Raw genomic sequence first — 25,536 nt, forward strand, 5'->3', positions numbered from 1 at the left:
CGCAAGCGACAAGCTCACGCCGCTCTGAAGAGGTAAGAAAACCGGGACGGATCATGCCGTTACTTGAATCGCGACCTTCTTGCACGTCAACCCTTCAGATCTCGGGTCTTCAGTGACTCCGGGTATAGCAATCTCTCTGCACGCGCCAGATCCTCGGGCGTGTTGACGTTAAAAAATGGATCAAAGGGATCGGCCTCAAACAGCGCTTCACGCCCGCCGTGGGCATCGGTCCACAGGACCACCTTGCGCAGACCATCATTAAGGGCCGCGCGCAGATCATCGCGCAGCGCCACGGGCCAAAGGCCGAAGGTGGGATGGCGGTTCACCTTGCTGCGCCCGCCGGATTTCAGTTCATCGCCCGTGCGCGGCGTTGTCGCCAGCACTAAGGGATGGGTCTGCCCTTCGGAGGCCTCCATCAGCCGCGCCGCCAGATCGATAGGGAAGAAAGGCGTGTCGGCAGCCGCCGTCACGATTGCTTCGGCGCCTTGCTCGGAGGCCCAGTCCAGCCCCGCGAGCACGCCAGCCAGCGGCCCGGCAAAGCCTTCGATACTGTCGGCGACTACCGGCAGGCCAAGATCGGCAAAGCGCGCAGCATCCCCATTGGCGTTGAGGGCGAGACCCGCCACCTGCGGCGACAGCCGATCGATCACGCGGGACAGAAGGCTTTGCCCGCCGATGTTCAGCAGCCCCTTGTCGCCACCGCCCATGCGGGTGGCCAGACCACCTGCGAGAATGACGCCGAGAAGTTTCATGCGGCTGCCTTCCAGTCTTCAAGCTGAATGTCGAAATCCATAGGCGTCAGCCCTGGTGGAAGAACTCGATGTGGCACCACCAGGATTTGCGACCCAAACGTCAGAATCGTCACGTGTTTTGTTGTTCGAATGGTTCCAACGGCCCGCCATGGAATTGTGGCGGTTCCAGTTTTGCTGCTCAAAACAACCCCACCCTGATCGAATACCGCAATCGAGGGGCCAAATTCTTCTGAAAATCGCGCCATCTTTGCCGCAGTTTCTCTGATCCCATTCGACCATCGGAATTGCCAGAGTGACGTTATCGCGGCAGCGCCAAGCCACATGCTGAACATTTCCGGTATAGCATCCGGGTGATCAAACAATTGGCCCAAAATGACCGCTACCGCGATCAGACCTACACCCAGCACTAACTGTTTGCCATAACGCCAAACAATCCCCGATCGTGTTGCCGATGCTTTCCCGCGGGCATTCAAGACAATGCCCTCGCGCGCCTCTTTCTGCATCAGCGAAAAACTCAATTCTATCTTGCTCATGCCACACTCCCCCAGCGTCCGACCCGGCGGGGAGGGTGCGAAGCGCCCGCCCCGTGGGGGGCGGGTTGGGCGCTGCCCGGCTTTGCCGGGCAATGACGAGTAGCTGACATCATCCCGCGCTCTTCCTGCGATGTTTCTTGTCTTCTTGCGGCATCGATGCGGGGTCCACGTCCCGTTCCAACCGATCATCGCCCGACAGGCAAATGAACCGCTGGCCGCGCATCCGGCCAATCAGGGTCAGGCCAACCTCGCGGGCGATCTCGACCCCCCAGGCGGTGAAACCGGAGCGGGAGACCAGCACCGGAATGCCCATCATCGCCGTCTTGATCACCATTTCAGAGGTCAGCCGCCCGGTGGTGTAAAGGATCTTATCCGCCGGATCGCTGCCCGTGGACAGCATCCAGCCTGCGATCTTGTCCACCGCGTTGTGGCGACCGACATCCTCCATATAGACCAGCGGGCGGTCCCGGTGGCACAGCACCGTGCCGTGGATCGCACCGGCCTCAAGGTAAAGCGACGGCGTGCGGTTGATCTTATGCGCCAGCGCATAAAGCCAGGAGGTACGCACCGGCGTTGCGGGCAGGCGCACATCCTCCAGCCCCTCCATCATGTCGCCAAAGACGGTGCCCACGGCGCAGCCCGAAGTGCGGGTCTTTTTCTGCAGCTTTTCCTCGTAGGAAGTCTCGACCTCGGTGCGCACCACAGCGGTTTCCAGCTCTTCGTCGTAATCGACGCCAGTGATCACATCGTCGTTACGCAGCATGCCCTGATTGCGCAAAAAACCAAGCGCCAGATACTCGGGATAATCCCCGATTGTCATGGCGGTGACGATCTCCTGCCGGTTGAGATAAATGGTCAGCGGGCGTTCCTCGACTACGGAAATCTCGCTTTGGGCGCCGGTGTGATCGACACCCGTCACCGCACGGGTCAGCCGTGCGTTCTGCGGCGCAGGCGCGATGATATACTCTGCGTGATCTTCGGCTTTTGCCAATTGCAAACCTCCCCAATCCCCCTTAGGCCAATGTGGCAGCCCGGGGCTGCGTCTCAATTTAGGACGTGCGAATGGCGATCACCACACCCAAATCAGCCTTTTGGAAGGGCGTCCGCGATGGCGCGCCATTTCTTCTGGTGTCAGGACCTTTTGGCCTGTTGTTTGGTGTTCTGGCCGCTGAAGCGGGACTCATTGTCCCCGAGGCGCTGACCTTCTCGCTCGCGGTGTTTGCAGGATCGGCACAGTTCACCGCCCTGCAACTGATGCAGGAGAACGCACCGATTCTCATCGTGCTGATTTCGGCGCTTGCGGTGAACCTGCGGGTGGCGATGTATTCGGCCTCACTGACGCCCTATCTGGGATCGGCGCCGCTGTGGCAGCGGGCGATTGCCGCCTATTTCACCGTCGATCAATCCTATGCCCTGTCGATCGTACAATTCGAAACCGAGCCTGAAATGACCGTGCCGGAACGCATGGCGTATTTCTTTGGCACCAACGGGTTGGTGGCACCGGGCTGGATGATCGCGACCTTTACCGGCGCCATGATCGGCGCGCAGGTCCCGGACAGTTGGGGCCTCGACTTTGTGCTGCCACTGGCCTTTCTGGCGATGATCGGCCCGATGCTGCGCACACCCGCGCATGTAGTGGCCTGTTTCGTCGCTGTCGCGACTGCGCTGCCTGCTGCGGCCCTGCCCTATAACCTGGGTCTGATCGTCGCCGGGTTGGCTGGCATGATGGCTGGCGCCCAGACAGAGGTCTGGCTGGAAAACCGGCTGCGCCGCAGCCAAGAGGAGACCGCGCAATGACCAGCACTGCCCCCGCCCTGATCGACCCCGTGATCCTGTGGACGGCCATCATCGGACTGGCTGTTGGCAGTTTTGCCCTGCGTTTCGCCTTTATCGGGATTGTCGGCGGGCGCGCCATGCCGGACTGGCTGATGCGCCACCTGCGCTATACCGCTGTTGCCATCATTCCGGCGCTGGTGGCGCCGCTGGTGGCCTGGCCCGCTCCGACCGGCGGCACCCCAAGCCTGCCGCATGTCGCGGTGGCGGCGCTGACGCTGGCAGTCGGATATCTGACCAAGAACGTGCTCTTGGCCATGGGGACCGGCGCTGGGTCCTTCGTGCTGCTGCTCTACGTATCGGGTTAAGGCGCGCGCGTTCAGTTGCAGGCCAATCGCCGCGGCGCAGTTACTGAGGATGCGCCGCGTTATTCTCCGTTCAGGATCGCATTGTTGCGCGCAAGCCCTTCCTGAAGGTCGGCGCTGTCGTTCTCGTAATAACGGGTGGTTTTCACACCGGGCCGCTGTTCGAATTGGTCGGCCAGCTTCACCGGATAAAAGGTAACCTTGATATCCTCGAAACCGGGCACCTGTTTCAACACCGAAGCGGTGGCATTGGCGCAATAGGCGCCGGGCACGCGGCCATTGCTGACAACCAGTTCATAGGCGCGTTGCGCCTGTTCCGGCGTCACCGCGACCTCCTGCACCATCACGTGATGGGTGCTGCGGGCGTGCGAGCCGCGATAGGCTTGCTCAACAGCGGGCGTGATGCCGTAAAGCACATCGTCCCGTTCGGGCACGCGGTCTGCGTAGAACGACCCGGCGGGATCAAAGATGACCCGCTCCGAGGCATTGACCATCAGCGAGGTATGCCCGCCCTGTCCGGTCCGGTTGTTGACCATGGTATAAAGGGTCAGGGATGGGGCGCCCTCGGCGCGATACGCAACACGTTCCAGCGTTGCATCATCTGCATTGGGCTGCGGCTGCGACGCGCAGCCCGACAGCGCAAAAGCTCCCCCTGCAACCGACGCACATAGCGTCAGGCGCAGCAGCAAACGGCCCACGGACATGGCCCGAAGATCAGGTCGCGAAGACGGCCAGGAAGACCGCAAAAATCGCCACAGCGATGCAGAAGCGCACCGAGAAGGTCACAAAGCCCGCAAAGGTTTTTTCCTGAACCGAGATGTCCATGGTTCCGTGTTTGTGCTCAGCCATGTCTAAATGTCCTATTCGCGTTCGATTTCCTGCTGATTACTGGATTTCCCGCGCGCTGTCACGACGTCAATGCAGCGCAGCAAGGCGAAAAACCCAAGGCCTGCGGCCTGTTTGCACAGCTGTCTCGCCCCAACATGCGTGTCGTCCCGCACCACACCGCCGAATCGCGCAGCCGGTCCTCAGCGGATCTCTCAGCTATCCGGCTCTGCTTCTGCCACGATATCAGGCTCCGCGTCCGGGGCCGGATCAGGTTCCAGATCCTTCGCCAGACGAAATCCGATCCGCGTGGCCGGGGTTTCCGGCTGCGCCTTGGGCAGGGCCCGCAGCATCACATTGAGCTGCGTCACATGCTGGACCAGCTGCGTGCGGGCACCAGAGTTATCCGACCCGTAGAAAGTCACGATATCAGGGTCGAAATAGCCCATGCCCTCGATCCGCATGACACCGGCGTCGCCACCGGCAAACCCCATCGCGACCTCATGGGCGCTGTCGAGCTGCTCCTCGAAGTTCTTGATGTAGAGAATCATCCGCTCATAGGCCCAGCGGGCCGGGCTTTTCTCTTCTGCCGGTTTCTGCATCGCCTTGGGCAGGGTCGGGCTGCTCTGGCCCGGCTTCGGGTCACAATGCACCTCGTGCACCTGCGGCAGGATCGCCGCTTCGACAGCCTCGGCGCTGGTATCGATACTGTCGTGAATGGCCGAAGCGCCCGGTTTGCGTGTCTTGTCACTCATCTGTGCCCGCCTTTCCCGGCGTAGCGCCCTGGCGCCACCCCGTCAGTCTTTGCGTTGATACAGCCAGGCGCCGTCTTGGCGCTGTTCGCGTGTGACCCGCCCCAGATGGAAGAGGTGATTGACATGGGCCACCGCCTCGACCAGCGCCAGCCCGTACTCACCCGGCCCGATGGCGCGTTTGAACAGCGGCGAAAAACACTCAGCCGCGGTGCGCGGGCTGTCGAGATGGTCCATCAGCCGGTCCAGCGCGCCGTGGTGGTTGTCGATCAGCTGCCGCATCCGCAGCGGCAGACGCGAGAACGGCAGCTTGTGACCCCCAAGGGCCAGATGATCATGCCGTGCCAGCGGCGCCAGACGTTCGCAGGCCTCCAGCCATTCGCCCAAGGGGTCCGCCATCGGTTCGGTGGCATAGACGCCGATATTGGGGCTGATCGACGAGAGAATCTGATCCCCGGTGATCACCAGATTGTCGTCACGACTCCAGAAGGTGGCATGTTCCGGCGCGTGGCCGTTGCCCATGTGCACATCCCAGTCGCGCCCGCCCATGCGGAACACATCGCCCTGCTGCACCCGGGTAAAGCCCAGCGGCATCGGATAGACGGTATCGGCAAAATTGAACGGCCGGTCCGCAACCCGCTGGTCATAGATTTCCTTGTCCATGCCCGCGCTGCGGTAATAGGCCAGCGTTTCCTCGGGCCAGGTTTCCTGCACATCCAGCGTCAGCATGCGGGCGAACAGCCAGGCAGTACGGGTGGTGACCAGCTCGGCGCCGTATTCGGACTGGAACCAGCCCGCCAGACCGATGTGATCCGGGTGATGGTGGGTGGCGACGACACGGCTGATGGGTTTGCCCTTCAGCGGGCCTGCCATCAGGCTTTGCCACAGTTCGCGGCTCTTGCGGGTGTTGAACCCGGTGTCGATCACCGTCCAGCTATCGCCCTCGTCAAGCGCGTAGACGTTGACGTGGTCCAGCTTCATCGGCAGCGGCTGGCGCATCCACAGGACGCCTTCGGCGACCTCGATCACCTCGCCCAGCGCGGGCGGTTCTTCCCAGGGGGTACGCGGGCCGACTTCGGGAACGGAGGCCATCAGCTGGCCAGCTCGTCCAGTGTCAGCGCCATGGCACCCTCGATACCTTCCTGCGCGTGCTGCAGCAGGCCGACATGCTCGGGCAGCATCCGCTTGATGTAGAACCGCGCCAGTTTTTCGCGCGGGCCGCCCTTGTCAGCCAAGGCCGCCATCAGGTGGTAATGCCCCCCCAGAACACGGGCAAAGGCCCGCAGATAGGGCACCGCCCCGGCGAAGCGGTTCTGCAGATCACCCTGCCCCACCAGCCAGTCGGTCGCTTCGCGCAGGCTTTCGCAGGCCTGCCAGACGGCTTCGGCCATATTGGGGTGGGTCGGACGGGCGCGTTCGGCCAGCTCTTCGATCTCATCCATCAGACGGTTGGCCATCTCGCCGCCATCCATCATCTTGCGGGCAACAAGATCCATCGCCTGAATGCCGTTAGTGCCTTCGTAGATCGAGGTCACGCGCACATCGCGGCAGAATTGCGCGGCGCCGGTTTCCTCGATGAAGCCCATGCCACCATGCACCTGCAGGCCGATATCTGCGACGCGAATGCCGGTGTCGGTGCCAAATGCCTTGGCAATCGGGGTCAGAAAGGCGGCGCGGGTCTTGCAATCCGACTCTCCGGTGGCGGTGGACATGTCGATGGCCTGAGCGCAGGCCAGCAGAATCGCACGGGAGGCAAAGAGATCCGCCTTCATCTCCATCAGCATCCGGCGCACATCCGCGTGGTCAACAATGCCGCCCGACGGCGTCTTGCCCTGCTTGCGCTCCAGCGCATAGGAGAGCGCCTTCTGATAGGCGGCTTCGGCAATGCCGACGCCCTGACCGCCGACACCCAGACGCGCGTTGTTCATCATGGTGAACATGGCCGCCATACCGCCATGTTCGGCGCCCACCAGCCAGCCGGTGGCGCCATCATATTGCATGACGCAGGTCGGGCTGCCGTGCAGGCCCAGCTTGTGTTCGAGGCTCACCACCTTGAGACTGTTGGCCTTGCCGGGGTTGCCATTGTCATCCGGCAGGAACTTGGGAACCAGGAACAGCGAGATCCCCTTGGTGCCCGGCACCCCGTCGGGCAGCCGCGCCAGCACCAGATGGCAGACGTTGTCTGCGAAATCGTTGTCGCCCCAAGTGATATAGATCTTCTGCCCGGTGACGGCATAGGTGCCATCGCCATTCGGCACGGCCTTGGAACTGAGCGCGCCCACGTCCGATCCGGCCTGCGGCTCGGTCAGGTTCATGGTGCCGGTCCATTCGCCCGAAATCAGCTTCGGCAGGTATAGCTCTTTTAGCGCGTCGCTGGCGTGGTGATCCAGCGCCTCGATCTGGCCCTGGCTCATCAGCGGGGCCAGCTGCAACGACAGGCAGGCGCCGGACATCATTTCATTGACCGCCGAGGTGATCGTCATAGGCAGCCCCATGCCACCGTGCTCCTGCGGTGCGCTCATCCCGAGCCAGCCTCCCTCGGCGATGGCACGCCAGCCATCGGCAAAGCCGGGCGAAGTACGCACAACGCCGTTTTCCAGATAGGCCGGGTTCAGATCCCCCGGACGCTCCAGCGGTGCCATCACCTCGTCGCACATCTTGCCCGCTTCGGTCAGAATCGCCGTCACCATGTCGTCCGAAGCCTCGGCAAACAGGTCGGTTGCGGACACATCCTCAAAACCGACGATGTGCTTGAGCATGAACTCATACTCGGAAACGGGGGAACGGAAGGTCATTGGCGTCCTCTTGGCGTCCTGTGGGGCTCTCTCGTGTCTGGGCTAGTCTTTTACCCAGTCTTGGCATTGCTTACGAGGCCCTTTATATCTCGCGGCCTGTCCGATTACCTATCCTCTCGACCTTTTCAATCAACCAAAACGCCGCGTCACCCGCCATGTCCAGCCTGACCACCGAAATTCTGGGGACCTCGGATGCTGATCTGAGCCGCGCCGCCGATCTTCTGAAGGCGGGGCAGCTGGTGTCCTTTCCGACCGAGACGGTCTACGGCCTGGGCGCCGACGCCCGCAACGGCACGGCGGTGGCTTCGGTCTATGCAGCCAAGGGGCGGCCCAGCTTTAACCCGCTGATTGCCCATGTACATTCCGTCGCGGCGGCGCAGCAGCTGGTGCAGTGGAACGATTTGGCCGAACGGCTGGCAGCGGCCTTCTGGCCCGGGCCGCTGACCCTGGTCTTGCCACTGCGCGAGGGCCACGGCGTTTCCGGACTGGTGACCGCGGGACTTCAAACACTGGCAGTTCGGGTTCCGGCCCATCCCACCGCCCTGCGGCTGCTACGCCTCGTGGACGGACCGGTGGCAGCGCCCTCGGCCAACCCGTCGGGACGGATCAGCCCCACTACGGCCGCGCATGTGCTGGCCGGGCTGAACGGCAGGATCGCTGCCGTCGTGGACGATGGTCCCTGCGGCGTAGGAGTGGAATCCACCATCGTTGGCCTCAGCGGACCAGACCCCATGCTGCTGCGCCCCGGCGGACTGGCAGCCGAGGATATTGAGGCAACCCTCGGTACGTCGTTGACCGACCGCGACGCAGCCGATCCCCTGTCGGCGCCGGGGCAGCTGCTGTCCCACTACGCGCCCAATGCCCGCGTCCGCCTGAACGCGACAAAAGCCGGTGAGGGCGAGCTGCTGCTCGGCTTTGGCTCCATGGACTGTGATCTGAACCTGTCAGCGGTCGGCGATCTAGCCGAAGCCGCCGCCAATCTGTTCGAACACCTGCACCGGCTTGATGCAATCGGTCAGCCGATTGCTGTCGCGCCCATCCCCGAACATGGCCTTGGCAGCGCGATCAACGACCGTTTGCGCCGGGCCGCCGCGCCCCGGGACGACAGTTCCGCGCACTGACCCGGCCCGAACGGCCAGCCAGATCCGCCAAAACCCCATCAATTATTCATATATTCGCTAGTCTCTATGCATAAACAGGATACCGGGCTATCCTGACCTCCTACTAGGGAGGAACATCATGAAACATTTACTGACAGCGGCCGCTGTAGCCACAAGCCTGTGCGCAGGCTGGACCACCGCAGCCCTTGCCGAAGGCGCCACGCATCACATCGCCGTTCACGTCAATCAGAATGACCCCAAGGTCATGAACATGGCGCTCAACAACGTGCAGAACCTGACCCGCTATTACGAGGCGCAAGGGGACACGGCGGTTGTGGAAGTTGTCGCCTACGGCCCCGGCCTGCACATGCTGATTCCGGGGAAAAGCCCGGTCGCGGACCGCATTGCAACCATGAGCCTTGAGAACGACAAACTGTCCTTTTCGGCCTGCGGCAACACCCACCGCAAGATGAGCGAGAAGGCAGGCAAGGAAGTTGCCCTGCTCGAGGAAGCCTCGATCGTGCCTTCCGGTGTGGTCCGGCTGGTGGAACTGCAGGAACAAGGGTTCTCTTACGTCCGGCCCTAATTGGCGCAGACCTGACAGACAATAACACGCAGGGGCGACCCGTCCCTGCGTAACTGGCCGCACTGACCGTGTGGGGTCAGGCAGTTCCGGCGCTTGAGGACAGCGACACCGGGTCCACGCCCAACGTTTTCAACGCCGCGCCCCATTTTTCCAGATCGTCCATCTCGAACAACAGCTCGGCGCTGGCCTCGGCCGTCAGCCAGCCATTGGCGACGATTTCGCTTTCCAGCTGCCCCGGCCCCCAGCCAGCATAGCCCAGCATCACGAACATCTTCTCTGGCCCGCTGCCTTCGGCAATGTCTTCCAGAATGTCCAACGTCGCGGTCATTGCAAAACCGCCCGGAACATCCAGAGAATTGACCCGCGAATGATAATCGTCCGAATGCAAAACGAAGCCGCGCTGGGTCTCGACCGGACCACCGAAACGGACAGGCAGAGATGCAACATCGGTGTTTGCCTCGATCTCCAGCTGTTCCAGCAGACTGCCCAGCTGCACGCCCGGCGCCGTCTTGTTCACGATCAGTCCCATCGCCCCCTCATCACTGTGAGAGCACAGGAACACCACCGCATGTTCGAACCGCGGATCGCCGATTCCCGGCATGGCAATCAAGAGTTTACCTGTCAGATCCATATCGCCTGTCTTTCTGTCTGCTTGGCCCATCGGACCAGACCGCATGCGACCAGCATGCAGCCCCACGCCCAGAGGTGCAAGGGCTGGTCCCCTGCGACACTGAAGCAGCCAGATCTGACGAAGTCTGACCGGAACGTGACTTGGCATTTGCAGCCGGAATGCGCATTTATTGGTGTATGAGACATAAACGCCCCTCCTCTCGCCCTGTGTCCCGATCTGTGTTCGGGCTGGCCCGTCTGAAATCCGCCGTGGCGGCCGGTGCCGTTCTTGTGCTGATGCCGGTTGCGACTGTGCAGGCGGGCGCATCGCCCGATCCGGTGCAGATCGAGATCCTCGATGGCGGGATGACGAAACGGGGCACCTATATGGGCGCGCTGCGGCTGACGCTCGACAGCGGCTGGAAAACCTACTGGCGGGCGCCCGGGGATGCCGGCATTCCGCCCAGATTTTCCTGGCGTGGATCGCGCAACATTGGCGACGTGTCGATGACATGGCCCGCCCCCGAAGTCTTCATGACCTCCGGCTACCGCACCATCGGCTATCACGATCAGCTGGTGCTTCCGATCGAGATCACCCCCGCGAATCCTGCCAAACCCGTCCGCATCAAGGGACGCATGGAACTGGGCGTCTGCAAGGACGTCTGCGTGCCATCCGAGCTGTCCTTTGATCACCGGCCAGACCCCGAGGCAGGCCGCAACCCGGCGATCATCGCGGCGCTGGCCTCGCGCCCCTATTCGGCGCAGGAGGCAGGCGTCTCCTCGGCGATCTGCAGCCTGTCCCCCGGCAATTACGGTATGCGCGTCGAAGCGCAGATCACCATGCCCAGCGCCGGCGGCGAGGAAGTCGCGGTGATCGAACCGGGCACACCGCATCTGATGGCCGGGGAAACCAGCACCGAACGGCGCGGCGGTATTCTGCTGGCACGGACCGAGTTCATGCCCGCAACCAGCAACAGCCCGACCTCCATTGACCGGTCGAAACTGCGCATTACCGTGCTGGGGCGCAGCCATTCGGTGGATATCAAAGGCTGCGACGCCGGATGAGCCGCCCGGTTCTGGGCGCGCTGGCAGTGGTCTGCCAGACCGTAGCCGGACAGGACAGCGTGATCCTGATCCAACGCCGCAATCCGCCCAACGCAGGCTGGTGGGGCTTTCCCGGCGGTCATGTGGAATGGGGCGAAACCGCGCTGGAGGCCGCCGCGCGTGAATTGCACGAGGAAACCGGCGTCCTTGCCCGTCCGCGGGGCTATCTGACCAATGTCGACGTGATCCTGCCCGGCCCGGACAAGGCGGTTGCGCACCACTACCTGCTGACCGCCGTGCTCTGCGATTATGTCAGCGGCGCCCCAACCCCCGATGACGATGCGCTGCAGGCCAAATGGGTGGCAGTGGACGATCTGCCCCGCAGCGGGCTGGAGCTGATCGATCAGGTGGCCGAGGTCGCGCTCTTGGCCCGGTCGCGCTGGCGCGACCGCAGCCCGTGGGACAGCGCCCCGATCACATAGGTCAGCAGCCCGAACACCACGGCCCCCAGCAGGAACAGGATGAGCCCCGCCCGCACCGGCTCCATCGTGGCCAGCCCGGTATCCGAGGCCATAGGCCCCCCACGCAGGGCCGGATGCAGCGCGCCGGTGGCCATGGCCCAGCCCAGCGTCAGCACCAGCCAGCCGAGCTGTACCAAAGCCGATCCGGCGATCAGCCAGCGCAAAACCCGGGTATGGGCGCGCTGACCGGACCGCAGGGCCCGGCGCAGCGATGTGATGGGCCGCGCCGCGTCCCGCTGCACCGCAACCAGTGCGGGAACCACCAGAAGCACCAGGAACATGCCAAAACCAAGCCCGTAGACCAGCGTGATCACCGTCGGTTTCAGGAACTGCGCCTGCTGCGAGCTTTCGTACATCAAGGGCGCAAGCCCCAGCACCGTGGTCAGCGTCGTCAACATCACCGGACGCAAACGATCCGCGGCCCCGTCGATGATCGAAGGCACCAGCCCGCGCTCAGCCGCGTATTCGTCGATGGTTGTGACCAGCACGATGGAATCGTTGATGATGATCCCGGTCATGCCCAGAAGCCCCACCACCGTGAACATGCTGAGCGGCACCTCCCAGATGTAATGCCCCCAGATCGTCCCGACGAGGCCGAAGGGAATGATCGCCATCACCACGATGGGCCGCGTCCAGCTGGCAAAGATCCAGGCCAGCACCAGGTAGATGCCGGTCAGGCACAGGATCAGACCGGTGCCCGCCTCGGACAGGAAAGTGTCCTCCTGCTCGCTGAGGCCCGCAAGACGCCATTCCACCTGACGCTCGCTGGCGATTGTCGGCAGGATCTCCTCCTGCAGCGCGGTGATCACCGCCTCGGCGCGGGCGGGATCGTCCTCCGAGATATCGCCGGTAACGCTGATCACCCGGATGCCGTTTTCGCGCCGCACGGTGGAAAACCCGCTGCGTTGGCTGACCGAAACGATATCGGCCAGCGGCACATAGCTGCCGCCCGGCGCCCGCATCAGGGTACGCTCCAGGAAGTCCGCCGTCAGCTCTCCCTCGGGCAGTTCGACCCGGATGGTGGCGCTGCGCGGTCCGTCCGGATAGGTCGCTGCCTCGATCCCGTTGAGCCGCGCCCGCAGTGCCCGGCCCAGACTGTCGATGGTAAAGTTCAGCGCCTGCCCCTGCGGGGTCAGATCCAGAATGACCTCTTCCTTGTCATAGGCGAGGTTGTCCTCCACCGCGGACACCTCGGGGTAACGCAGGACGGCGGTTTTCAGATCCTCCGAGGCCGCCTTCAGCGTCTGCACATCGGCACCGTAGAACTGCACATCCATCGCATCGCCGCCCGGCCCCGACCGCCAGCTGCGGAAGGAAACGGTCTCTGCCAGTGGATGGCGCACCACGCGCTGCTGTAGCTCCGCGACAAAGGCAAAGCTGGAATAATCGCGTTTATCCGCGTCGATCAGCTCGATCGAGATGCCGCCCAGCAGGTCAGCGTCCTTGGCCTCGACACCTGACAGACCGCGCCCGGCATTGCCGCCGATTTCTGCCATGACGAAGTCCAGCGGGTTTTCGCCATAGCGTTCAGCGTATTCCGCGCCCAGCGCCTCGGTCGCGCGCTGCATCTCGCGCATCATCTCCAGCGTGTCTTCGCGGGTCGCCCCCTCGGCCATGGCGAAATTGCCGGTGATCGAACCGCGCTCCGGCGCATTGAAGAACCGCCATTTGACATCGCCGCCAATGAACAGCGCCAGCTGGCTGGCTAGAATGACCGCCGCGCCTGCCAGCACCACGTAACGCGCGCGCACCACCAGCGCCATCAGCGGGCGGAACAGCACATCCCGGACCCAGCGAAAACCCCGGTTTACCGCCCGGTTGGGCCAGTCGTACCAGTGCCGCTGCTGCGCGTGCGTCAGGGCATGGGCCATGTGGTTCGGCAGGATCAGGAAGCATTCCGCCAATGAGGCCGCCAGCACCATGATGACCGTAAAGGGAATATCCCGGATCAGATCGCCAAAGCGCCCGCCGATGATAACCAGCCCAAAAAAGGCGATGATCGTAGTCAGGGTTGCAGCAAACACCGGCAGAGCCATGCGCCGGGCCGCGTTCTCGGCCGCCTGCATCGGCGTCTCGCCCAGCCGCCGAACCCGGAAATCGGCATGTTCGCCCACCACGATGGCATCATCGACCACGATCCCCAGGGTGATGATCAGACCAAAAAGTGAGACCATGTTGATGGTCAGCCCCGCCGCGTACATCAGCGCCACGGCAGCAAACATCGCTGCCGGAATGCCTGCCGCCACCCAGAAGGCGATGCGCACATTGAGGAACAGGAACAGCAGGATCAACACCAGCCCAAGCCCCATCAGCCCGTTGTCCACAAGAATGTTGAGCCGGTCCGAGATCGCCTCGGCCCGGGTGCGGATCAAACCGGCGGTGACCCCCTGCGGCAGGCTCAGCTGCAATTCGTCGACGACCTTTTCAACCTTGTGCTGGATGCCGATGGCATCGCCCTGATCCGAGCGGTCGACCCGCACCGACATCGCCGGGTGCTCCCCCACGAAATAGGAACGGCTGCGGTCGACACCTTCGACCCGGATCGTTGCCACATCGCCAATGGTCAGCGCCGATCCGTCCGCATTGGTGCGCAGGACGATTCCGGCCAGCTCGTCCGGCGTGCGTTTCTCGCTGCCGGTGCGCACGCGGGTATTCGCGCCGGTGACATCGCCCGCCGGATCGGCATCGACCTCGGCGGCGATGGCGGCAGCTATTTCCGCCATGCTGACATCATAAGTGATCAGCGCAGACGAGGGCACTTCAACGATGGTTTCCGGCGCAGCAACACCGCGGATGGTGGTACGGGTGACCCCGACGTCGAACAAGCGCACGACCAGCTCATCCGCAAAGAGCCCCAATTGCTCGGGGCCGATATCACCGGTGATCACCACGTCGGTCACCCGATCGCGCCAGGCACCGCGTTTGACAGTGGGCTCTTCCGCCTCTTCCGGCAGAGTGGTGACCAGGCTGACCGCTGTCTGCACATCATCCGAGGCGCGTGACATATCCCAGCCCGGTTCGAACTCCAGCGTGATGGTGCCCAGCCCCTCGCGGGAGATGGCGCTGGTTTCCTCGACCCCGTCCACCGCCAGAAGGGCCGGTTCCAGCGCCTGCACGATGGCGCTGTCCACGTCCTCAGGGCCGGCACCATCCCATTGCACCCGGACGGTGACGTTTTCCACGATCACATCGGGAAAAAACTGCGCCCGCATGTTGGGGATCGCCGCCGCGCCCAGCACCAACAGGATCACCAACAGAAGGTTGGCCGCCGTCCGGTGACGGGTGAAGTAGCTTAGCAGGCCGCCAGCGGGCCGGGACAGATCGCGCATGGATCAGCCTCCCTTGCGGGCTTCGATACGGTTGACCAGTTGCGCAGGCACCGCCGTTTCCGATAGCTGCGCCAGCACCCGTTTGCGAGCCTCTTCCGGCATCCGCGCGTTGCCTTCGACAAGGGCGACAAGACGGGCGCGGCGATCCTCGGTCAGCTCTATCAGCTCGGGCCCTGCGGCTTCGGGAACCATCTCAGCCTTGGCGTCGATCCGCAGGGGCCGTACCCGGATACCCGCGCCCAGAAGGGGCGTGCGCCCAGTGACGATCTCGCGCCCTGCCAGGCCTTCGCCCCGGATCAGAACCGCATCGCCCTGCCTGCGCACCAGTTCCACCGGCAGCGCCTCCAGCCGGTCTTCGGCGCCCAGCACCAGCACCTGGCCATCGCTGCCCAGCGCCGAGGCAGGCACCCGCACGACATTCTCCACCGGCGGTTCGGTCACCGAAACGGTCACAAAATCCCCCGGTTTGAACCCTGGCGCCGCATCAAGGCGCGCATAGACCAGACGGCCGGTCTGCCCGTCCCCGGCGGCGCCGCTGACCCGCGACAGCTGCCCGGTGGCCGACAGCGCGGCCCCGGCAGCATCCAGCATCACCCGCACCGGGGCCTCGATCAGGTGCCCGGCATCATCCAGCAGGCGGGCGTATTGCAGGGTCGAAACCCGGAAAGCGACCTCCAGCCGGTCCGCGTCCACGAGTTCGGCGAGTTTTTCATTGGCCGAGACGAGACGCCCTTCGACCAGGCTGACCGCCTGCAAGGTACCACTGAAGGCGGCCGAAATCGTGGTATCTTCCAGATTGCGCTGTGCGGTTTCCAGCGCAATCTCGGCGCGGGCCACCCGCGTCTTGGCCTGATCCACCCGGGCCTCGGCCTGCGAAATCGCCTGCCTGCGGGAAATCACCGCCTGCCGTGCCTGCGCTGCCGCCAGCGCTGCGGTTTCCACCGTTGCCGTGGTACCGACACCTCGTTCCTCAAGATCCAGCTGCCGCTGATAGGCCTTGCCGCGCAATTCCGCCTGATCCTGCGCAGCTTCGAGCTCATCATTGGCCAGGATCAAGGCCCGTCCCGCATCACGCTCTTCGGCGCGGGCATCCATCATGTCGGCCTCGGCCCGGTCCAGTGCCGCCTGCGCATCGGCAGGATCGATCTGCACCAGCAACGCGCCTTGCACGACGCGGCCCCCCTCTTCGAAATTCTCGGACAGGTGAATGACCCGACCGGCCAACGCGGTGCGCAACTCCAGCGTCCGGCGGCTGTCGATGCGGCCAAAGGCGGTCAGCTCTGGCGCGATGGTCTGTACATCGGCCGACACCACCCGCACCGCAAAGATCCGTTCGCGCGCAGGCGGCGTGCGCGGTTCGGCATTGAGCCGCGCCTGCACCGCGCCCATCACCAGCCAGCCCGCGTAGAGCAGCAGACCCAGCATCGCCGCCGTCAGAAACAGACCCGTCAAACTATGCCGCAAAAACCGCATTCATATTCCTTCCGGTGGCAGATGTTGCCGCTTCGATCCCGCAAAACACCCGGGCAGGCGCAATCGCCCACCTGAAAAGATAGCAACTGAACATACCCGTTACGAGGTTACACGCGGCCGCGGATCACTTCCGTCGCAGATGTTCGTCCAAACGGGGCATTATCTCGACGAAATTGCAGGGGCGGTGGCGGAAATCGAGCTGTCTGCCCAGGATTTCGTCCCAGCCGTCCTTGCAGGCGCCCGGGCTGCCCGGCAGCGCGAACAGATACGTGCCCCCGGCAACACCGCCCGTGGCCCGTGACTGCACCGCCGAGGTGCCGATCTTCTGCATCGACACGATGGTGAAGACGGTACCGAAGGCGTCGATTTCCTTTTCATAGACATCGCGGTGCGCCTCGACCGTGACATCGCGGCCCGTAAGGCCGGTGCCGCCGGTGGAAATCACGACGTCCACCTCCGGGTTCGCCACCCAGGCGCGCAATTGATCGGCGATCTCGCTGCGCTCATCCGGCAGGATCTTCCTGTCGGCCAGCACATGCCCTGCCTCGGTCAGCCGATCCACCAGGACCTGCCCGGAGCGGTCCTCCTCCAGAGAGCGACTGTCCGAGACGGTCAGGATGGCAATGCGGACGGGAATGAAATCTTTGCTCTCATCGATACGCGACATGGTCTGCTACGCCTTATGCTTTTTCCAGAATGGCCAGCCTCAGCGCGAGACCGGCAAAAATACCGCCAGAGATCCGCCCCAGCCAGCGCCCCGCCACCGGGTTGGTGATCAGCCGCCGCCCGGCCTGCCCCGCAAAGATCCCGACCAACCCATTGATCACGAAACCGCCCAGCGACAGGACCGCGCCAAAGATCAGGAACTGCAGCAGCACCGGGCCTGCCTCGGGGACCACGAATTGCGGGATAAAGGCGAGGACGAAAAGGATCACCTTGGGGTTGGTGAGATTCACCAGAAATCCGGAACGAAAGGCCCGCGCCGCAGGCACCGCAGGCGCATCGCCGGGGGCTGGACCGCTGCGGAAGGTGGTCCAGGCGAGATAGAGCAGATAGGCCACGCCGACCCAACGGATTACATCGAAAAGTCCCGGAACCGCAGCAACCGCCGCGCCAAGGCCGAGGCCAGCCAGGATCACATGCACGAAACACCCCGCCGTGATCCCGGCGCTGGCCGCGACCGCCGCGCGCCGCCCCGAGCGCAGCCCCTGCCCAAGGCAGAACATCATATCCGCCCCCGGCGTCAGGTTCAGCGCCAGCGCCGCGGGCACAAAGGCAAGAAGCGTCAGCGGATCAATCATTGCTCACCTCGAAAAAACTGGCCGTCGGACCAAGGTTGGCGCAGGCCGTCTGCCCGATCTTCCCGCGCGTGCCCCAGGCCTCGTGCACGTGACCGAACAGGGCCAGATGCGGCTGCAGCCGTTCAATCGCGGCGCGGATCGCTGTGGAGCCGACCGACAGGCCGGTGGAGGTGAGATCGCCCAGCCCCTTGGGCGGCGAATGGGTCACCAGAATGTCGGCCTGCGTGCAGGGCGCGAGCAGGTCCTCGGCTGCGTCTTCGGACAGATCCCAGGACCAGGCGCCAAAGGGTGTTTCCGGCACACCGCCGCCCAACCCCCAGAAGGTAATGCCATCGATTGTGACACCATTTCCATGGAGCACATGGGCATGCCCGGGCGCAGCAGCGCGCAGCTCTTCGGCACTTTCGGCATTGCCGGCGACCATGACCATCGGCGCGGTAATACCTGAAAGCAGCTCCATCGCCTGATCCAGCCCCTGCCGCCCGTTGCAAAAATCACCGGCACCCACCACCAGATCTGCATCGGCGCTGGCCGCCACCAGATCGGCAGCGCGGGCGCGGGCCAAATGCAGGTCGGAAAAGGCAAGAATATTCATGTGTAAAGCCTCGTCAAAGGGCGGTGAGCCGCGCCTTCAGCTCCAGAAGGTCGGCCCAGGCGGCGCGTTTCTGCGCAGGCTGGCGCAAGAGGTAGGCCGGGTGGAACATCGGGATCACCGGCTTGCCCCAGACCTGATCCCACTGACCGCGCAGCCGGGTGATGCCACGTTTGCCCAGCACCGCCTGACAGCTGATATTGCCCATCAGCACCAGCACCTCCGGCTCGGCCAGCTCCACGTGGCGTTTCAGGAAAGGCACCATCATCGCCATTTCCGCAGGCAGCGGATCGCGGTTCTGCGGTGGGCGCCAGGGCAGCACGTTGGTGATATAGACGTTCTTTTCGCGGTCCAGATCGATGGCGCCCAGCATCTTGTCCAGCAATTGCCCGGCACGGCCCACGAAAGGCCGCCCCTCGCGGTCCTCGTCGCGCCCCGGGGCCTCTCCGATGATCATCACGCGGGAACCGGCCTGACCGTCGCAGAACACCAGATTGCGGGCGCCGCGCTTCAGCTCGCAGTGATCGAAGGCTCCCATCGCCTCGCGAAGGGCAGGCAGGGAGGTCGCAGCTGCGGCGGCCTTTTGCGCGACTTCGACCGGGTCCACCTCGGGGAGGCGCTGGATCTGTCCGGGCTGCGGCGTATCAGGCTGCGCGCCGCGCGCGGGTTTGGGCACCTGCTGCTCCAGCTCGTAGCGGTTCACGGGCGTCTCGCACAGGGCTTCGGTTGCGCCCAGTTCGATCTGCCACGCGAGCAAGGCGCGGGCGCTGTGATAATCCAATGCCGATTCCATGGCGCAAAGCTACTCTGCCTCAGCGCCAAGCGGAACCAGAGACTTGCGCATCGGGACAAGAGGTAACACCTTTGAGCCAAACCACCCCGCAGCGGCAGCACGGTGCCTTGCCCGGCAGCGACGCCGCGCCTATAAGGGCGCGCAAACAGCGCGGAGCCTGCCTCATGTCTCATGTTTCCCCACCCCCCACCGGCCCCGGTTTTGCAGCCCGTCATCTGTTGGGGATCGAGCATCTGAAGCCCCATGAGATCACCGAGATCCTGGATCTGGCCGATACCTACGTGGATCTGAACCGCCGCCCGGAAAAACATTCCGACGTGCTGGCGGGGCTGACGCAGATCAACATGTTCTTTGAAAACTCCACCCGCACACAGGCCAGCTTCGAACTGGCCGGCAAACGGCTTGGTGCGGATGTGATGAACATGGCGATGCAGGCGTCCTCGATCAAAAAGGGTGAGACACTGATCGACACAGCGATGACGCTGAATGCGATGCATCCCGATCTGTTGGTGGTGCGCCATCCCCATTCCGGCGCCGTGGACCTTTTGGCGCAAAAGGTAAACTGCGCGGTGCTGAACGCGGGCGACGGGCGGCACGAACACCCGACGCAGGCGCTGCTGGATGCGCTGACCATCCGCCGCGCCAAGGGACGGCTGCATCGCCTCAACATCGCGATCTGCGGCGACATCGCCCACAGCCGCGTGGCGCGCTCAAACCTGATCCTTTTGGGCAAGATGGAAAACCGCATCCGCCTGATCGGGCCGCCAACGCTGGTGCCCGGCCATTTCGCCGAATTCGGCGCCGAGATCTATGATGACATGCGCGAGGGGCTTGAGGGCGTCGATGTCGTCATGATGCTGCGCCTGCAGAAGGAACGCATGGACGGCGGTTTCATCCCCTCCGAACGCGAATACTACCACCGCTACGGCCTTGATGCCGAAAAGCTGGCACTGGCCAAACCCGACGCCATCGTCATGCATCCCGGCCCGATGAACCGCGGTGTCGAAATCGACGGCACCATCGCCGATGACATCAACCGCTCGGTCATTCAGGAGCAGGTGGAAATGGGCGTCGCTGTGCGCATGGCCGCAATGGATCTTCTGGCCCGCAACCTGCGCGCCGACCGCGTCGCAGAGGCGGGCTGATCCCGGTGGAGGGTGTCATTCATATCCCTGCGGGCGAACACGGCGTGATCCGCCTGTTCCAGCTCGACATGCGCCCCGAACAGGCCGTCTTTCTGCGCGAGCCAGGCGCACTGGCGCAGGTGCTGGGGATTGATGCGCTGGATATGGAACAGGTCGAGATCTTCCCGGTCAGCGACCTCGAAGAGCTTGGCCTGGCAGGCTACCTGACCGAAGGCATGGGCGTTCCGGAAGAGCAGATCGCCCCGGACCGGGAGCGCCTTGCCGCGCTCGAAGGACATGTCATGGTGATCCGCTCGCGCGCCTTTGGCGGACGCGAGATGCGCCTGACGCCCGCCGAGCAGATCCAGCCCGTCGCCACCTACGGCACGCCCGGCACCAGCTGGAGTGGCGCCCCGATTGAGACCGAAAGCGCCAAACCCTATTCCGCACCGAAGCTGGCCCCGCGCAAAGCGCGCGCCGAGGCCCGCCGCATCGGCGCCACGCTTTTTGCGGTGGTGATGGGGTTGGTCGGGCTCGTACTTTATCTGCTGGTGCGCTGACATGGAGCAGGACACCGGCGAGATCAACTTCACCCCCGACCGCAGCGCCTATATCCGCGCCCACGCCTGGATGGCGGCCTTTGCCATGGCGGCGGGCATGGGGCTCCTCTGGGCAGCAGGCAATCCGCATATCTGGACCGGCGCCATCGGCGGGCTTGCTGCCATCGCCCTGCGCGGCTGGTATCTGGCGAGCGAGGAAATGGCCGTCGTCTGGCGCCTCGCCGATGGCGTTCTGACTGGCCCCGGCGAACGCCGCGTGCCGCTGGGTGAGATCGAGACCGCCCGGTCGATGGCCAGCTACGTCCAGATCATCACCAGGGGCGGTGACAAGCACCTTATCAAGTATCAGGCCGATCCGGCCGCCCCCCTCTCAGCCATCGAAAGAGCCCGCGCATGACCACTCTGTTCATCAATGCCCGACTGATCGACCCCGAGGCCGGAACGGATGCGCCGGGCGCTGTGCTTGTCGCGGACGGTCAGATTACCGAAATCCTGCCCGAGGGTACGCAGGTAGAGCACCTGTTTCGCGCGCGAAACATTGACCCGACAGAGGCCGAAGTGGTCGATTGCGGTGGTAAATGCCTCGCCCCCGGTATCGTCGATATTGGCGTGAAGGTGTGCGAGCCGGGTGAGCGGCACAAGGAAAGCTACAAGACCGCCGGCCTTGCGGCGGCGGCGGGGGGTGTCACCACCATGATCACCCGCCCGGACACCAATCCCGCAATCGACAGCCCCGAAACGCTAGAGTTCGTCACCCGCCGCGCCCAAGCCGACACGCCGGTCAACGTGCTGCCCATGGCCGCCCTGACCAAGGGGCGCGAAGGGCGCGAAATGACCGAGATCGGTTTCCTGCAGGATGCGGGCGCCGTCGCCTTTTCCGACTGCGATCACGTGGTGGCCAATACCAAGGTGTTTTCCCGCGCGCTGGCCTATGCCAAGAGCTGCGGCGCCTTGGTGATTGCGCATCCGCAGGAGCCAGTTCTGAGCGCAGGCGCCGCCGCCAGCAGCAGCAAATTCGCCACCCTACGCGGCCTGCCTGCGGTCTCTCCCATGGCGGAGCGCATGGGGCTGGACCGGGATATCGCACTCTTGGAGATGGCCGGCGCGCGCTATCACGCCGACCAGATCACCACCGCCCGCGCCCTGCCCGCATTGGAGCGTGCCAAGGCCAATGGGCTGGACATCACGGCTGGCACCTCGATCCACCACCTGACCCTGAATGAGCTCGACGTGGCCGACTACCGCACCTTCTTCAAGGTGAAACCGCCGCTGCGCGCGGAAGAAGACCGGCTGGCGGTGATCGAAGCGGTGCGCAGCGGGCTGATCGACACGATTTCCTCGATGCACACGCCGCAGGATGAGGAAAGCAAACGCCTGCCGTTTGAAGAAGCCGCTGCCGGCGCCGTCGCACTGGAAACCCTGCTGCCCGCAGCCCTGCGCCTGTATCATGCCGAGCAACTGGATCTGCCGACCCTGTTCCGGGCGATGTCCCTGAACCCGGCAAAACGGCTAGGTCTGGCTTGCGGACGCCTCACTGCCGGGGCACCTGCGGACCTGATCCTGTTCGATGCGGATGTGCCTTTTGTGCTGGACCGCTTTACGTTGAGATCGAAATCGCAGAATACCCCCTTTGACGGCCAGCGGATGCAGGGCAGAGTGCTGGCAACCTATGTGGCCGGCGCGCCCGTTTTCCGGAGAGACTGATGCCTGCATTCGACACCCCGTTCCTGATGATGCTGCTCTGGGCCCTTGTGGGTTACGGGCTGGGGTCAATTCCCTTTGGTCTGGTGCTGACACGGCTGATGGGCCTTGGCAACCTGCGGGACATCGGATCGGGCAATATCGGCACCACCAATGTGCTGCGCACCGGATCGAAACTGGCGGCCTTGCTGACGCTGCTCCTGGATGGCGGCAAGGGCGCGGTCGCAGTCATTCTGGCGCGGATGCTGGCTGGAGAGGACGCGGCGCAACTGGCCGGTCTTGCGGCCTTCCTCGGTCATTGTTTCCCGGTCTGGCTGGGCTTCAAGGGTGGCAAGGGCGTTGCGACCTTCCTGGGTCTGATGCTGTCCCTGGCCTGGCCGGTGGGCGTTGCCGCCTGCCTGACCTGGCTTGCGGGCGCTGCGATCACCCGCATGTCATCTGCTTCGGCGCTATTGTCGGCGCTGGCTGCCCCGGTTTGGGCGCTGCTGCTGGGTGTGCCGCAGATCGTGGCGCTGACCATTGCCCTGACCGTGATCGTCTTCTGGCGCCATTCTGAAAATATCACCCGCCTGCGCGCCGGAACCGAACCGAAGATCGGCCAGAAATAACTCCGGCGCACACGGCCTATGTGGCCAGCGGCAGCGGCGCCCCAACGCGGTTGCGACCTTGACGCTTGGCCAGATAAAGCGCCTCATCTGCGCGCCGCAGCACCTCCTCCACCGGGTTGCGGCCATCGGCATAGCCAAGCCCGATGGAAATCGTGCAGTTCAGCTCTTTGTCCAGCACCTTGACGGTCTGCCGCTCCACCGCCTGCCGGATGTCCTCGGCGCGCTGCATGGCATCATCAAGATCCTTTTGCGGCAGGCAGACCACGAATTCCTCGCCGCCATAGCGCGCCGCCAGCCCGTCCTGCTTCACGTGTTCTTCAATCACCGCGGCGACGCGGCGGATCACCTCATCCCCTACAAGGTGGCCATAGGTATCGTTCACCTGCTTGAACAGGTCGATATCCAGCATCAGGAAACTGCCCCGTAGATCCCCCTGCATCTCATGCATCTGCCGCATGAAATGACTGCGGCTGAGCAGGTTGGTCATCTGGTCATGGGCCAAAAGATGCTCCAGCTGTTTGTTAAGCTGGTGGATTTCAAGCGAGCGGTTGGCCGACATCAGGCAGGCAGGCGGCGCGATCAGCAGCGGCCCCAGAATCGAAGCCCGAAGCATATCGGTCGACAGCCCATCCCCCAGCAACAGCCATGTCAGCAGAACCGAAAGGCAAACGGCCATGCCGGTAATGCCCACGACATATTTCCATTTGTCGGCCTCGGAGCGAATTTTAAACATGATGACTCTTGATCGGATGTGCGGTCTGGTTCCTAGCATGCAATGGTTAAAGCTCCCTGCCGCGCAAAAGCAGTTTTAACCATTCTTTTGCGTCAGACCCTGTTCATCCGGTCAGGCTCCCTGTCCTTTGTTCGCAATGCGCCGGTGCGGCGCAACATTCGACACTGCGACCGCAGGCGCCGTACCCCCATCACAGAAAACACGCAGCCTTGTGATGTGCAGTTCTGAACACCCAAAAGTGCCACCAAGCGCAGTCACTATGAGTTGTTTTGAACGTGAACGCCTCTGCCTCCACATGGGTGCTGTGACAGCCGCAAAGGGTTGCACGCAGACTATCGACCCAAGGGCCGACACATGGTGCATTTCGCCATCGGCCCGCATTCCAAAGGATGGAACCATGAACAAATTCAAGACTATTGTGAGCGGTGTCGCGCTGTCCGTTGCACTGGCGACTTCGGCGATGGCAGCAGGCGTGGAACTGAACGCGTCCTCGACCGGCCTGGCCCTGCAAGGCTACGACCCGGTTGCATATTTCACCGTTGGTGAGCCGACCCCCGGCAACTGGAAAATCACCGCGCTGCACAACGACGCTCTGTATCGCTTTGCTTCCGAAGAAAACAAAGTTGCATTTGAAAAGAACCCTGAAGCCTACCTGCCCGAGTACGGCGGATACTGCGCATTCGGCGCGGCCATGGGCTTCAAATTCGACGGCGACCCGACCCTGTGGAAAATCGTTGACGACAAACTGTACCTGAACCTGGCAACCGACATCCAGGAGCGCTGGGAAGGTGACGTCGCAGGCTTCATCGAAAAAGCCGACGCAAATTGGGGCGACATCGAGCACAAAGATCCGGTTGAGCTGCAGAACCAGTAAGGTTCCCACGCCTTAGCAAAAGCGACCTCACTCACGGACGCTTTACCCGGCGACAGGATTCCCCTGCCGCCGGTTTTTTCTTGACTCGACTCGCAATCCAGTTATTTCTGTAATTACAGAAATTTCAGGATCACTCGAATGAACCTCACCCCGGCCATGCAGAACTTCATCCTCCACTGGGGCGAAATGGGCTCCAAATGGGGCGTGAACCGGTCTGTTGCGCAGATCCACGCGCTCTTGCATATCTCGCCCGATGCGCTGACCGCCGAGGAAATTTGCGACACGCTGAACCTTGCCCGCTCCAACGTATCCAACGGGCTAAAGGAACTACAGTCACAAGGGCTGGTCAAAGCCTCCCGCCAGCTGGGCGACCGACGCGATCATTTCACCTCGATCCGCGACATGTTCGATCTGGTGGATGCCGTGATCGCCGCCCGCCGTGAACGCGAGTTCGCCCCTACCTTACGCGCCCTCGAAGAGGTCATGGCCGAGGCCGAAGAGGACAACACCCCCAAGGTCATCAAGGCGCGCATGGGCGAGACCCTGCGCGTGATGCAGATGTTTGATGACTGGTACATGGACTTTTCCCGCCTGCCCCGCGCGGTGCATCTGGCGGTGCTGAAGATGGGATCGAAACTGGTGCGCTTCCTGCCCGGCGGTAAATCCGACTAGGGTCTGTGGACATTCAGGATTCCCAAGCTGGCTGAAATCTGATTCAAGCTTCCAAAATGGAGGTTTGAATGAACGAAGAGCGGTTTGTGTTGACAGATGAGGTCTGGGTCCGCCTTGCGCC

29 protein-coding genes are annotated in these 25,536 nt (G+C 63.4%); 13 read left to right on the plus strand and 16 right to left on the minus strand.

What is annotated here, in order from left to right:
- Positions 1 to 86 precede the first annotated feature (86 nt).
- The 3 genes from mobA to AAFO90_RS19880 form a co-directional block, all read right to left on the minus strand.
- Complete coding sequence (gene mobA / locus AAFO90_RS19870; protein ID WP_347510502.1) at positions 87 to 752, minus strand: molybdenum cofactor guanylyltransferase MobA; 666 nt, start codon at positions 750 to 752, stop codon at positions 87 to 89.
- Positions 749 to 1,285: a YcxB family protein gene (locus tag AAFO90_RS19875; protein ID WP_347510503.1), complete on the minus strand. Its 537-nt coding sequence runs from the start codon at positions 1,283 to 1,285 to the stop codon at positions 749 to 751. Before AAFO90_RS19875 ends, mobA begins: the two co-directional genes overlap by 4 nt.
- Before the next feature lie 109 nt (positions 1,286 to 1,394).
- A complete protein-coding gene (locus tag AAFO90_RS19880) occupies positions 1,395 to 2,276 on the minus strand; it encodes a formate dehydrogenase accessory sulfurtransferase FdhD (RefSeq protein ID WP_347510504.1) in 882 nt (293 codons plus the stop codon).
- Between the two features lie 71 nt (positions 2,277 to 2,347).
- On the opposite strand from AAFO90_RS19880, the gene AAFO90_RS19885 reads away from it, so the two are divergent.
- Both AAFO90_RS19885 and AAFO90_RS19890 read left to right on the plus strand, forming a co-directional pair.
- Positions 2,348 to 3,082 (plus strand): AzlC family ABC transporter permease, encoded by a 735-nt coding sequence (locus AAFO90_RS19885; RefSeq protein ID WP_274839407.1) that lies wholly within the window; start codon positions 2,348 to 2,350, stop codon positions 3,080 to 3,082.
- On the plus strand, positions 3,079 to 3,426 hold the full coding sequence (locus tag AAFO90_RS19890; protein ID WP_065272470.1) for an AzlD domain-containing protein: 348 nt from the start codon (positions 3,079 to 3,081) through the stop codon (positions 3,424 to 3,426). The genes AAFO90_RS19885 and AAFO90_RS19890 overlap by 4 nt, the downstream gene beginning before the upstream one ends.
- Before the next feature lie 59 nt (positions 3,427 to 3,485).
- On the opposite strand, the gene AAFO90_RS19895 is transcribed toward AAFO90_RS19890, so the two are convergent.
- The 5 genes from AAFO90_RS19895 to AAFO90_RS19915 form a co-directional block, all read right to left on the minus strand.
- Positions 3,486 to 4,127 carry a hypothetical protein gene (locus tag AAFO90_RS19895; RefSeq protein WP_347510505.1) on the minus strand — a complete coding sequence of 214 codons (642 nt, stop codon included), beginning with the start codon at positions 4,125 to 4,127 and terminating at the stop codon, positions 3,486 to 3,488.
- A gap of 10 nt (positions 4,128 to 4,137) precedes the next feature.
- Entirely contained in the window at positions 4,138 to 4,272 is a 135-nt protein-coding gene (locus AAFO90_RS19900; protein WP_347510506.1) for an aa3-type cytochrome c oxidase subunit IV, read from the minus strand.
- A 191-nt stretch (positions 4,273 to 4,463) separates the two neighbouring features.
- Positions 4,464 to 4,967, minus strand: a complete 504-nt coding sequence (locus tag AAFO90_RS19905; RefSeq protein WP_347510520.1) for a DUF6173 family protein — start codon at positions 4,965 to 4,967, stop codon at positions 4,464 to 4,466.
- A 78-nt stretch (positions 4,968 to 5,045) separates the two neighbouring features.
- A complete protein-coding gene (locus tag AAFO90_RS19910) occupies positions 5,046 to 6,092 on the minus strand; it encodes an MBL fold metallo-hydrolase (RefSeq protein WP_065272468.1) in 1,047 nt (348 codons plus the stop codon).
- Positions 6,092 to 7,795 carry an acyl-CoA dehydrogenase gene (locus AAFO90_RS19915; RefSeq protein WP_347510507.1) on the minus strand — a complete coding sequence of 568 codons (1,704 nt, stop codon included), beginning with the start codon at positions 7,793 to 7,795 and terminating at the stop codon, positions 6,092 to 6,094. The genes AAFO90_RS19910 and AAFO90_RS19915 overlap by 1 nt, the downstream gene beginning before the upstream one ends.
- 155 nt (positions 7,796 to 7,950) lie before the next feature.
- On the opposite strand from AAFO90_RS19915, the gene AAFO90_RS19920 reads away from it, so the two are divergent.
- A complete protein-coding gene (locus AAFO90_RS19920; protein WP_347510508.1) occupies positions 7,951 to 8,916 on the plus strand; it encodes an L-threonylcarbamoyladenylate synthase in 966 nt (321 codons plus the stop codon).
- A 118-nt stretch (positions 8,917 to 9,034) separates the two neighbouring features.
- Complete coding sequence (locus AAFO90_RS19925) at positions 9,035 to 9,481, plus strand: DsrE family protein (protein ID WP_065272465.1); 447 nt, start codon at positions 9,035 to 9,037, stop codon at positions 9,479 to 9,481.
- A gap of 76 nt (positions 9,482 to 9,557) precedes the next feature.
- On the opposite strand, the gene AAFO90_RS19930 is transcribed toward AAFO90_RS19925, so the two are convergent.
- Positions 9,558 to 10,112 carry a YqgE/AlgH family protein gene (locus tag AAFO90_RS19930; RefSeq protein ID WP_347510509.1) on the minus strand — a complete coding sequence of 185 codons (555 nt, stop codon included), beginning with the start codon at positions 10,110 to 10,112 and terminating at the stop codon, positions 9,558 to 9,560.
- Positions 10,113 to 10,387: 275 nt separating this feature from the next.
- Here AAFO90_RS19930 and AAFO90_RS19935 point away from each other — a divergent pair, with 275 nt between their 5' ends.
- Positions 10,388 to 11,155, plus strand: a complete 768-nt coding sequence (locus AAFO90_RS19935; protein ID WP_274867118.1) for a protein-disulfide reductase DsbD domain-containing protein — start codon at positions 10,388 to 10,390, stop codon at positions 11,153 to 11,155.
- Positions 11,152 to 11,616: an NUDIX hydrolase gene (locus AAFO90_RS19940; protein ID WP_347510510.1), complete on the plus strand. Its 465-nt coding sequence runs from the start codon at positions 11,152 to 11,154 to the stop codon at positions 11,614 to 11,616. Before AAFO90_RS19935 ends, AAFO90_RS19940 begins: the two co-directional genes overlap by 4 nt.
- Here AAFO90_RS19940 and AAFO90_RS19945 read toward each other — a convergent pair.
- The 6 genes from AAFO90_RS19945 to AAFO90_RS19970 form a co-directional block, all read right to left on the minus strand.
- Positions 11,538 to 14,984 carry an efflux RND transporter permease subunit gene (locus AAFO90_RS19945; protein WP_347510511.1) on the minus strand — a complete coding sequence of 1,149 codons (3,447 nt, stop codon included), beginning with the start codon at positions 14,982 to 14,984 and terminating at the stop codon, positions 11,538 to 11,540. The genes AAFO90_RS19940 and AAFO90_RS19945 overlap by 79 nt on opposite strands.
- Positions 14,985 to 14,987: 3 nt before the next feature.
- Positions 14,988 to 16,457, minus strand: coding sequence for an efflux RND transporter periplasmic adaptor subunit (locus tag AAFO90_RS19950; protein ID WP_347510512.1), 1,470 nt, complete (start codon positions 16,455 to 16,457; stop codon positions 14,988 to 14,990).
- A gap of 124 nt (positions 16,458 to 16,581) precedes the next feature.
- Entirely contained in the window at positions 16,582 to 17,124 is a 543-nt protein-coding gene (gene moaB, locus AAFO90_RS19955; protein WP_065272461.1) for a molybdenum cofactor biosynthesis protein B, read from the minus strand.
- Positions 17,125 to 17,137: 13 nt separating this feature from the next.
- On the minus strand, positions 17,138 to 17,758 hold the full coding sequence (locus AAFO90_RS19960; RefSeq protein ID WP_347510513.1) for a LysE family translocator: 621 nt from the start codon (positions 17,756 to 17,758) through the stop codon (positions 17,138 to 17,140).
- Entirely contained in the window at positions 17,751 to 18,353 is a 603-nt protein-coding gene (locus tag AAFO90_RS19965; RefSeq protein ID WP_347510514.1) for a metallophosphoesterase, read from the minus strand. Before AAFO90_RS19965 ends, AAFO90_RS19960 begins: the two co-directional genes overlap by 8 nt.
- Before the next feature lie 13 nt (positions 18,354 to 18,366).
- Positions 18,367 to 19,143 (minus strand): uracil-DNA glycosylase, encoded by a 777-nt coding sequence (locus AAFO90_RS19970; RefSeq protein WP_347510515.1) that lies wholly within the window; start codon positions 19,141 to 19,143, stop codon positions 18,367 to 18,369.
- Positions 19,144 to 19,307: 164 nt separating this feature from the next.
- Here AAFO90_RS19970 and AAFO90_RS19975 point away from each other — a divergent pair, with 164 nt between their 5' ends.
- The 5 genes from AAFO90_RS19975 to plsY are packed head-to-tail and all read left to right on the plus strand — an operon-like array spanning position 19,308 to position 23,136.
- Positions 19,308 to 20,288: an aspartate carbamoyltransferase catalytic subunit gene (locus AAFO90_RS19975; protein WP_065272457.1), complete on the plus strand. Its 981-nt coding sequence runs from the start codon at positions 19,308 to 19,310 to the stop codon at positions 20,286 to 20,288.
- A 5-nt stretch (positions 20,289 to 20,293) separates the two neighbouring features.
- On the plus strand, positions 20,294 to 20,827 hold the full coding sequence (locus AAFO90_RS19980; RefSeq protein WP_274831447.1) for a hypothetical protein: 534 nt from the start codon (positions 20,294 to 20,296) through the stop codon (positions 20,825 to 20,827).
- Position 20,828: 1 nt separating this feature from the next.
- Positions 20,829 to 21,224, plus strand: coding sequence for a hypothetical protein (locus tag AAFO90_RS19985; protein ID WP_347510516.1), 396 nt, complete (start codon positions 20,829 to 20,831; stop codon positions 21,222 to 21,224).
- Complete coding sequence (gene pyrC, locus AAFO90_RS19990) at positions 21,221 to 22,531, plus strand: dihydroorotase (protein WP_347510517.1); 1,311 nt, start codon at positions 21,221 to 21,223, stop codon at positions 22,529 to 22,531. Before AAFO90_RS19985 ends, pyrC begins: the two co-directional genes overlap by 4 nt.
- Complete coding sequence (gene plsY, locus AAFO90_RS19995; protein ID WP_347510518.1) at positions 22,531 to 23,136, plus strand: glycerol-3-phosphate 1-O-acyltransferase PlsY; 606 nt, start codon at positions 22,531 to 22,533, stop codon at positions 23,134 to 23,136. Before pyrC ends, plsY begins: the two co-directional genes overlap by 1 nt.
- A gap of 16 nt (positions 23,137 to 23,152) precedes the next feature.
- Here plsY and AAFO90_RS20000 read toward each other — a convergent pair whose 3' ends face one another.
- Complete coding sequence (locus AAFO90_RS20000) at positions 23,153 to 23,869, minus strand: GGDEF domain-containing protein (RefSeq protein WP_274827559.1); 717 nt, start codon at positions 23,867 to 23,869, stop codon at positions 23,153 to 23,155.
- A gap of 397 nt (positions 23,870 to 24,266) precedes the next feature.
- Here AAFO90_RS20000 and AAFO90_RS20005 point away from each other — a divergent pair, with 397 nt between their 5' ends.
- Together AAFO90_RS20005 and AAFO90_RS20010 are read left to right on the plus strand one after the other, a co-directional pair.
- Complete coding sequence (locus AAFO90_RS20005; protein ID WP_065272451.1) at positions 24,267 to 24,743, plus strand: YHS domain-containing (seleno)protein; 477 nt, start codon at positions 24,267 to 24,269, stop codon at positions 24,741 to 24,743.
- A gap of 138 nt (positions 24,744 to 24,881) precedes the next feature.
- Positions 24,882 to 25,415, plus strand: coding sequence for a MarR family transcriptional regulator (locus tag AAFO90_RS20010; RefSeq protein ID WP_347510519.1), 534 nt, complete (start codon positions 24,882 to 24,884; stop codon positions 25,413 to 25,415).
- Positions 25,416 to 25,536: the final 121 nt, after the last annotated feature.

The organism is Phaeobacter sp. CAU 1743, from assembly GCF_039839315.1.
GTDB classification, from domain to species: domain Bacteria; phylum Pseudomonadota; class Alphaproteobacteria; order Rhodobacterales; family Rhodobacteraceae; genus Phycobacter; species Phycobacter gallaeciensis_A.

Excerpts from the sequence above, each read along its gene's own strand:
- AAFO90_RS19875 (WP_347510503.1), bottom strand. The coding sequence starts at position 1,285 with ATGAGCAAGATAGAATTGAGTTTTTCGCTGATGCAGAAAGAGGCGCGC.
- AAFO90_RS19895 (WP_347510505.1), bottom strand. The coding sequence starts at position 4,127 with ATGTCCGTGGGCCGTTTGCTGCTGCGCCTGACGCTATGTGCGTCGGTT.
- AAFO90_RS19935 (WP_274867118.1), top strand. The coding sequence starts at position 10,388 with ATGCCGGTTGCGACTGTGCAGGCGGGCGCATCGCCCGATCCGGTGCAG.
- AAFO90_RS19900 (WP_347510506.1), bottom strand. The coding sequence starts at position 4,272 with ATGGCTGAGCACAAACACGGAACCATGGACATCTCGGTTCAGGAAAAA.
- AAFO90_RS19925 (WP_065272465.1), top strand. The coding sequence starts at position 9,035 with ATGAAACATTTACTGACAGCGGCCGCTGTAGCCACAAGCCTGTGCGCA.
- AAFO90_RS19965 (WP_347510514.1), bottom strand. The coding sequence starts at position 18,353 with ATGAATATTCTTGCCTTTTCCGACCTGCATTTGGCCCGCGCCCGCGCT.
- AAFO90_RS19890 (WP_065272470.1), top strand. The coding sequence starts at position 3,079 with ATGACCAGCACTGCCCCCGCCCTGATCGACCCCGTGATCCTGTGGACG.
- AAFO90_RS19920 (WP_347510508.1), top strand. The coding sequence starts at position 7,951 with ATGTCCAGCCTGACCACCGAAATTCTGGGGACCTCGGATGCTGATCTG.
- moaB (WP_065272461.1), bottom strand. The coding sequence starts at position 17,124 with ATGTCGCGTATCGATGAGAGCAAAGATTTCATTCCCGTCCGCATTGCC.
- AAFO90_RS20000 (WP_274827559.1), bottom strand. The coding sequence starts at position 23,869 with ATGTTTAAAATTCGCTCCGAGGCCGACAAATGGAAATATGTCGTGGGC.
- AAFO90_RS20005 (WP_065272451.1), top strand. The coding sequence starts at position 24,267 with ATGAACAAATTCAAGACTATTGTGAGCGGTGTCGCGCTGTCCGTTGCA.
- AAFO90_RS19950 (WP_347510512.1), bottom strand. The coding sequence starts at position 16,457 with ATGCGGTTTTTGCGGCATAGTTTGACGGGTCTGTTTCTGACGGCGGCG.
- AAFO90_RS19910 (WP_065272468.1), bottom strand. The coding sequence starts at position 6,092 with ATGGCCTCCGTTCCCGAAGTCGGCCCGCGTACCCCCTGGGAAGAACCG.
- AAFO90_RS19940 (WP_347510510.1), top strand. The coding sequence starts at position 11,152 with ATGAGCCGCCCGGTTCTGGGCGCGCTGGCAGTGGTCTGCCAGACCGTA.
- AAFO90_RS19960 (WP_347510513.1), bottom strand. The coding sequence starts at position 17,758 with ATGATTGATCCGCTGACGCTTCTTGCCTTTGTGCCCGCGGCGCTGGCG.
- plsY (WP_347510518.1), top strand. The coding sequence starts at position 22,531 with ATGCCTGCATTCGACACCCCGTTCCTGATGATGCTGCTCTGGGCCCTT.
- AAFO90_RS19985 (WP_347510516.1), top strand. The coding sequence starts at position 20,829 with ATGGAGCAGGACACCGGCGAGATCAACTTCACCCCCGACCGCAGCGCC.
- AAFO90_RS19915 (WP_347510507.1), bottom strand. The coding sequence starts at position 7,795 with ATGACCTTCCGTTCCCCCGTTTCCGAGTATGAGTTCATGCTCAAGCAC.
- AAFO90_RS20010 (WP_347510519.1), top strand. The coding sequence starts at position 24,882 with ATGAACCTCACCCCGGCCATGCAGAACTTCATCCTCCACTGGGGCGAA.
- AAFO90_RS19930 (WP_347510509.1), bottom strand. The coding sequence starts at position 10,112 with ATGGATCTGACAGGTAAACTCTTGATTGCCATGCCGGGAATCGGCGAT.
- mobA (WP_347510502.1), bottom strand. The coding sequence starts at position 752 with ATGAAACTTCTCGGCGTCATTCTCGCAGGTGGTCTGGCCACCCGCATG.
- AAFO90_RS19975 (WP_065272457.1), top strand. The coding sequence starts at position 19,308 with ATGTCTCATGTTTCCCCACCCCCCACCGGCCCCGGTTTTGCAGCCCGT.
- AAFO90_RS19885 (WP_274839407.1), top strand. The coding sequence starts at position 2,348 with ATGGCGATCACCACACCCAAATCAGCCTTTTGGAAGGGCGTCCGCGAT.
- AAFO90_RS19970 (WP_347510515.1), bottom strand. The coding sequence starts at position 19,143 with ATGGAATCGGCATTGGATTATCACAGCGCCCGCGCCTTGCTCGCGTGG.
- AAFO90_RS19945 (WP_347510511.1), bottom strand. The coding sequence starts at position 14,984 with ATGCGCGATCTGTCCCGGCCCGCTGGCGGCCTGCTAAGCTACTTCACC.
- pyrC (WP_347510517.1), top strand. The coding sequence starts at position 21,221 with ATGACCACTCTGTTCATCAATGCCCGACTGATCGACCCCGAGGCCGGA.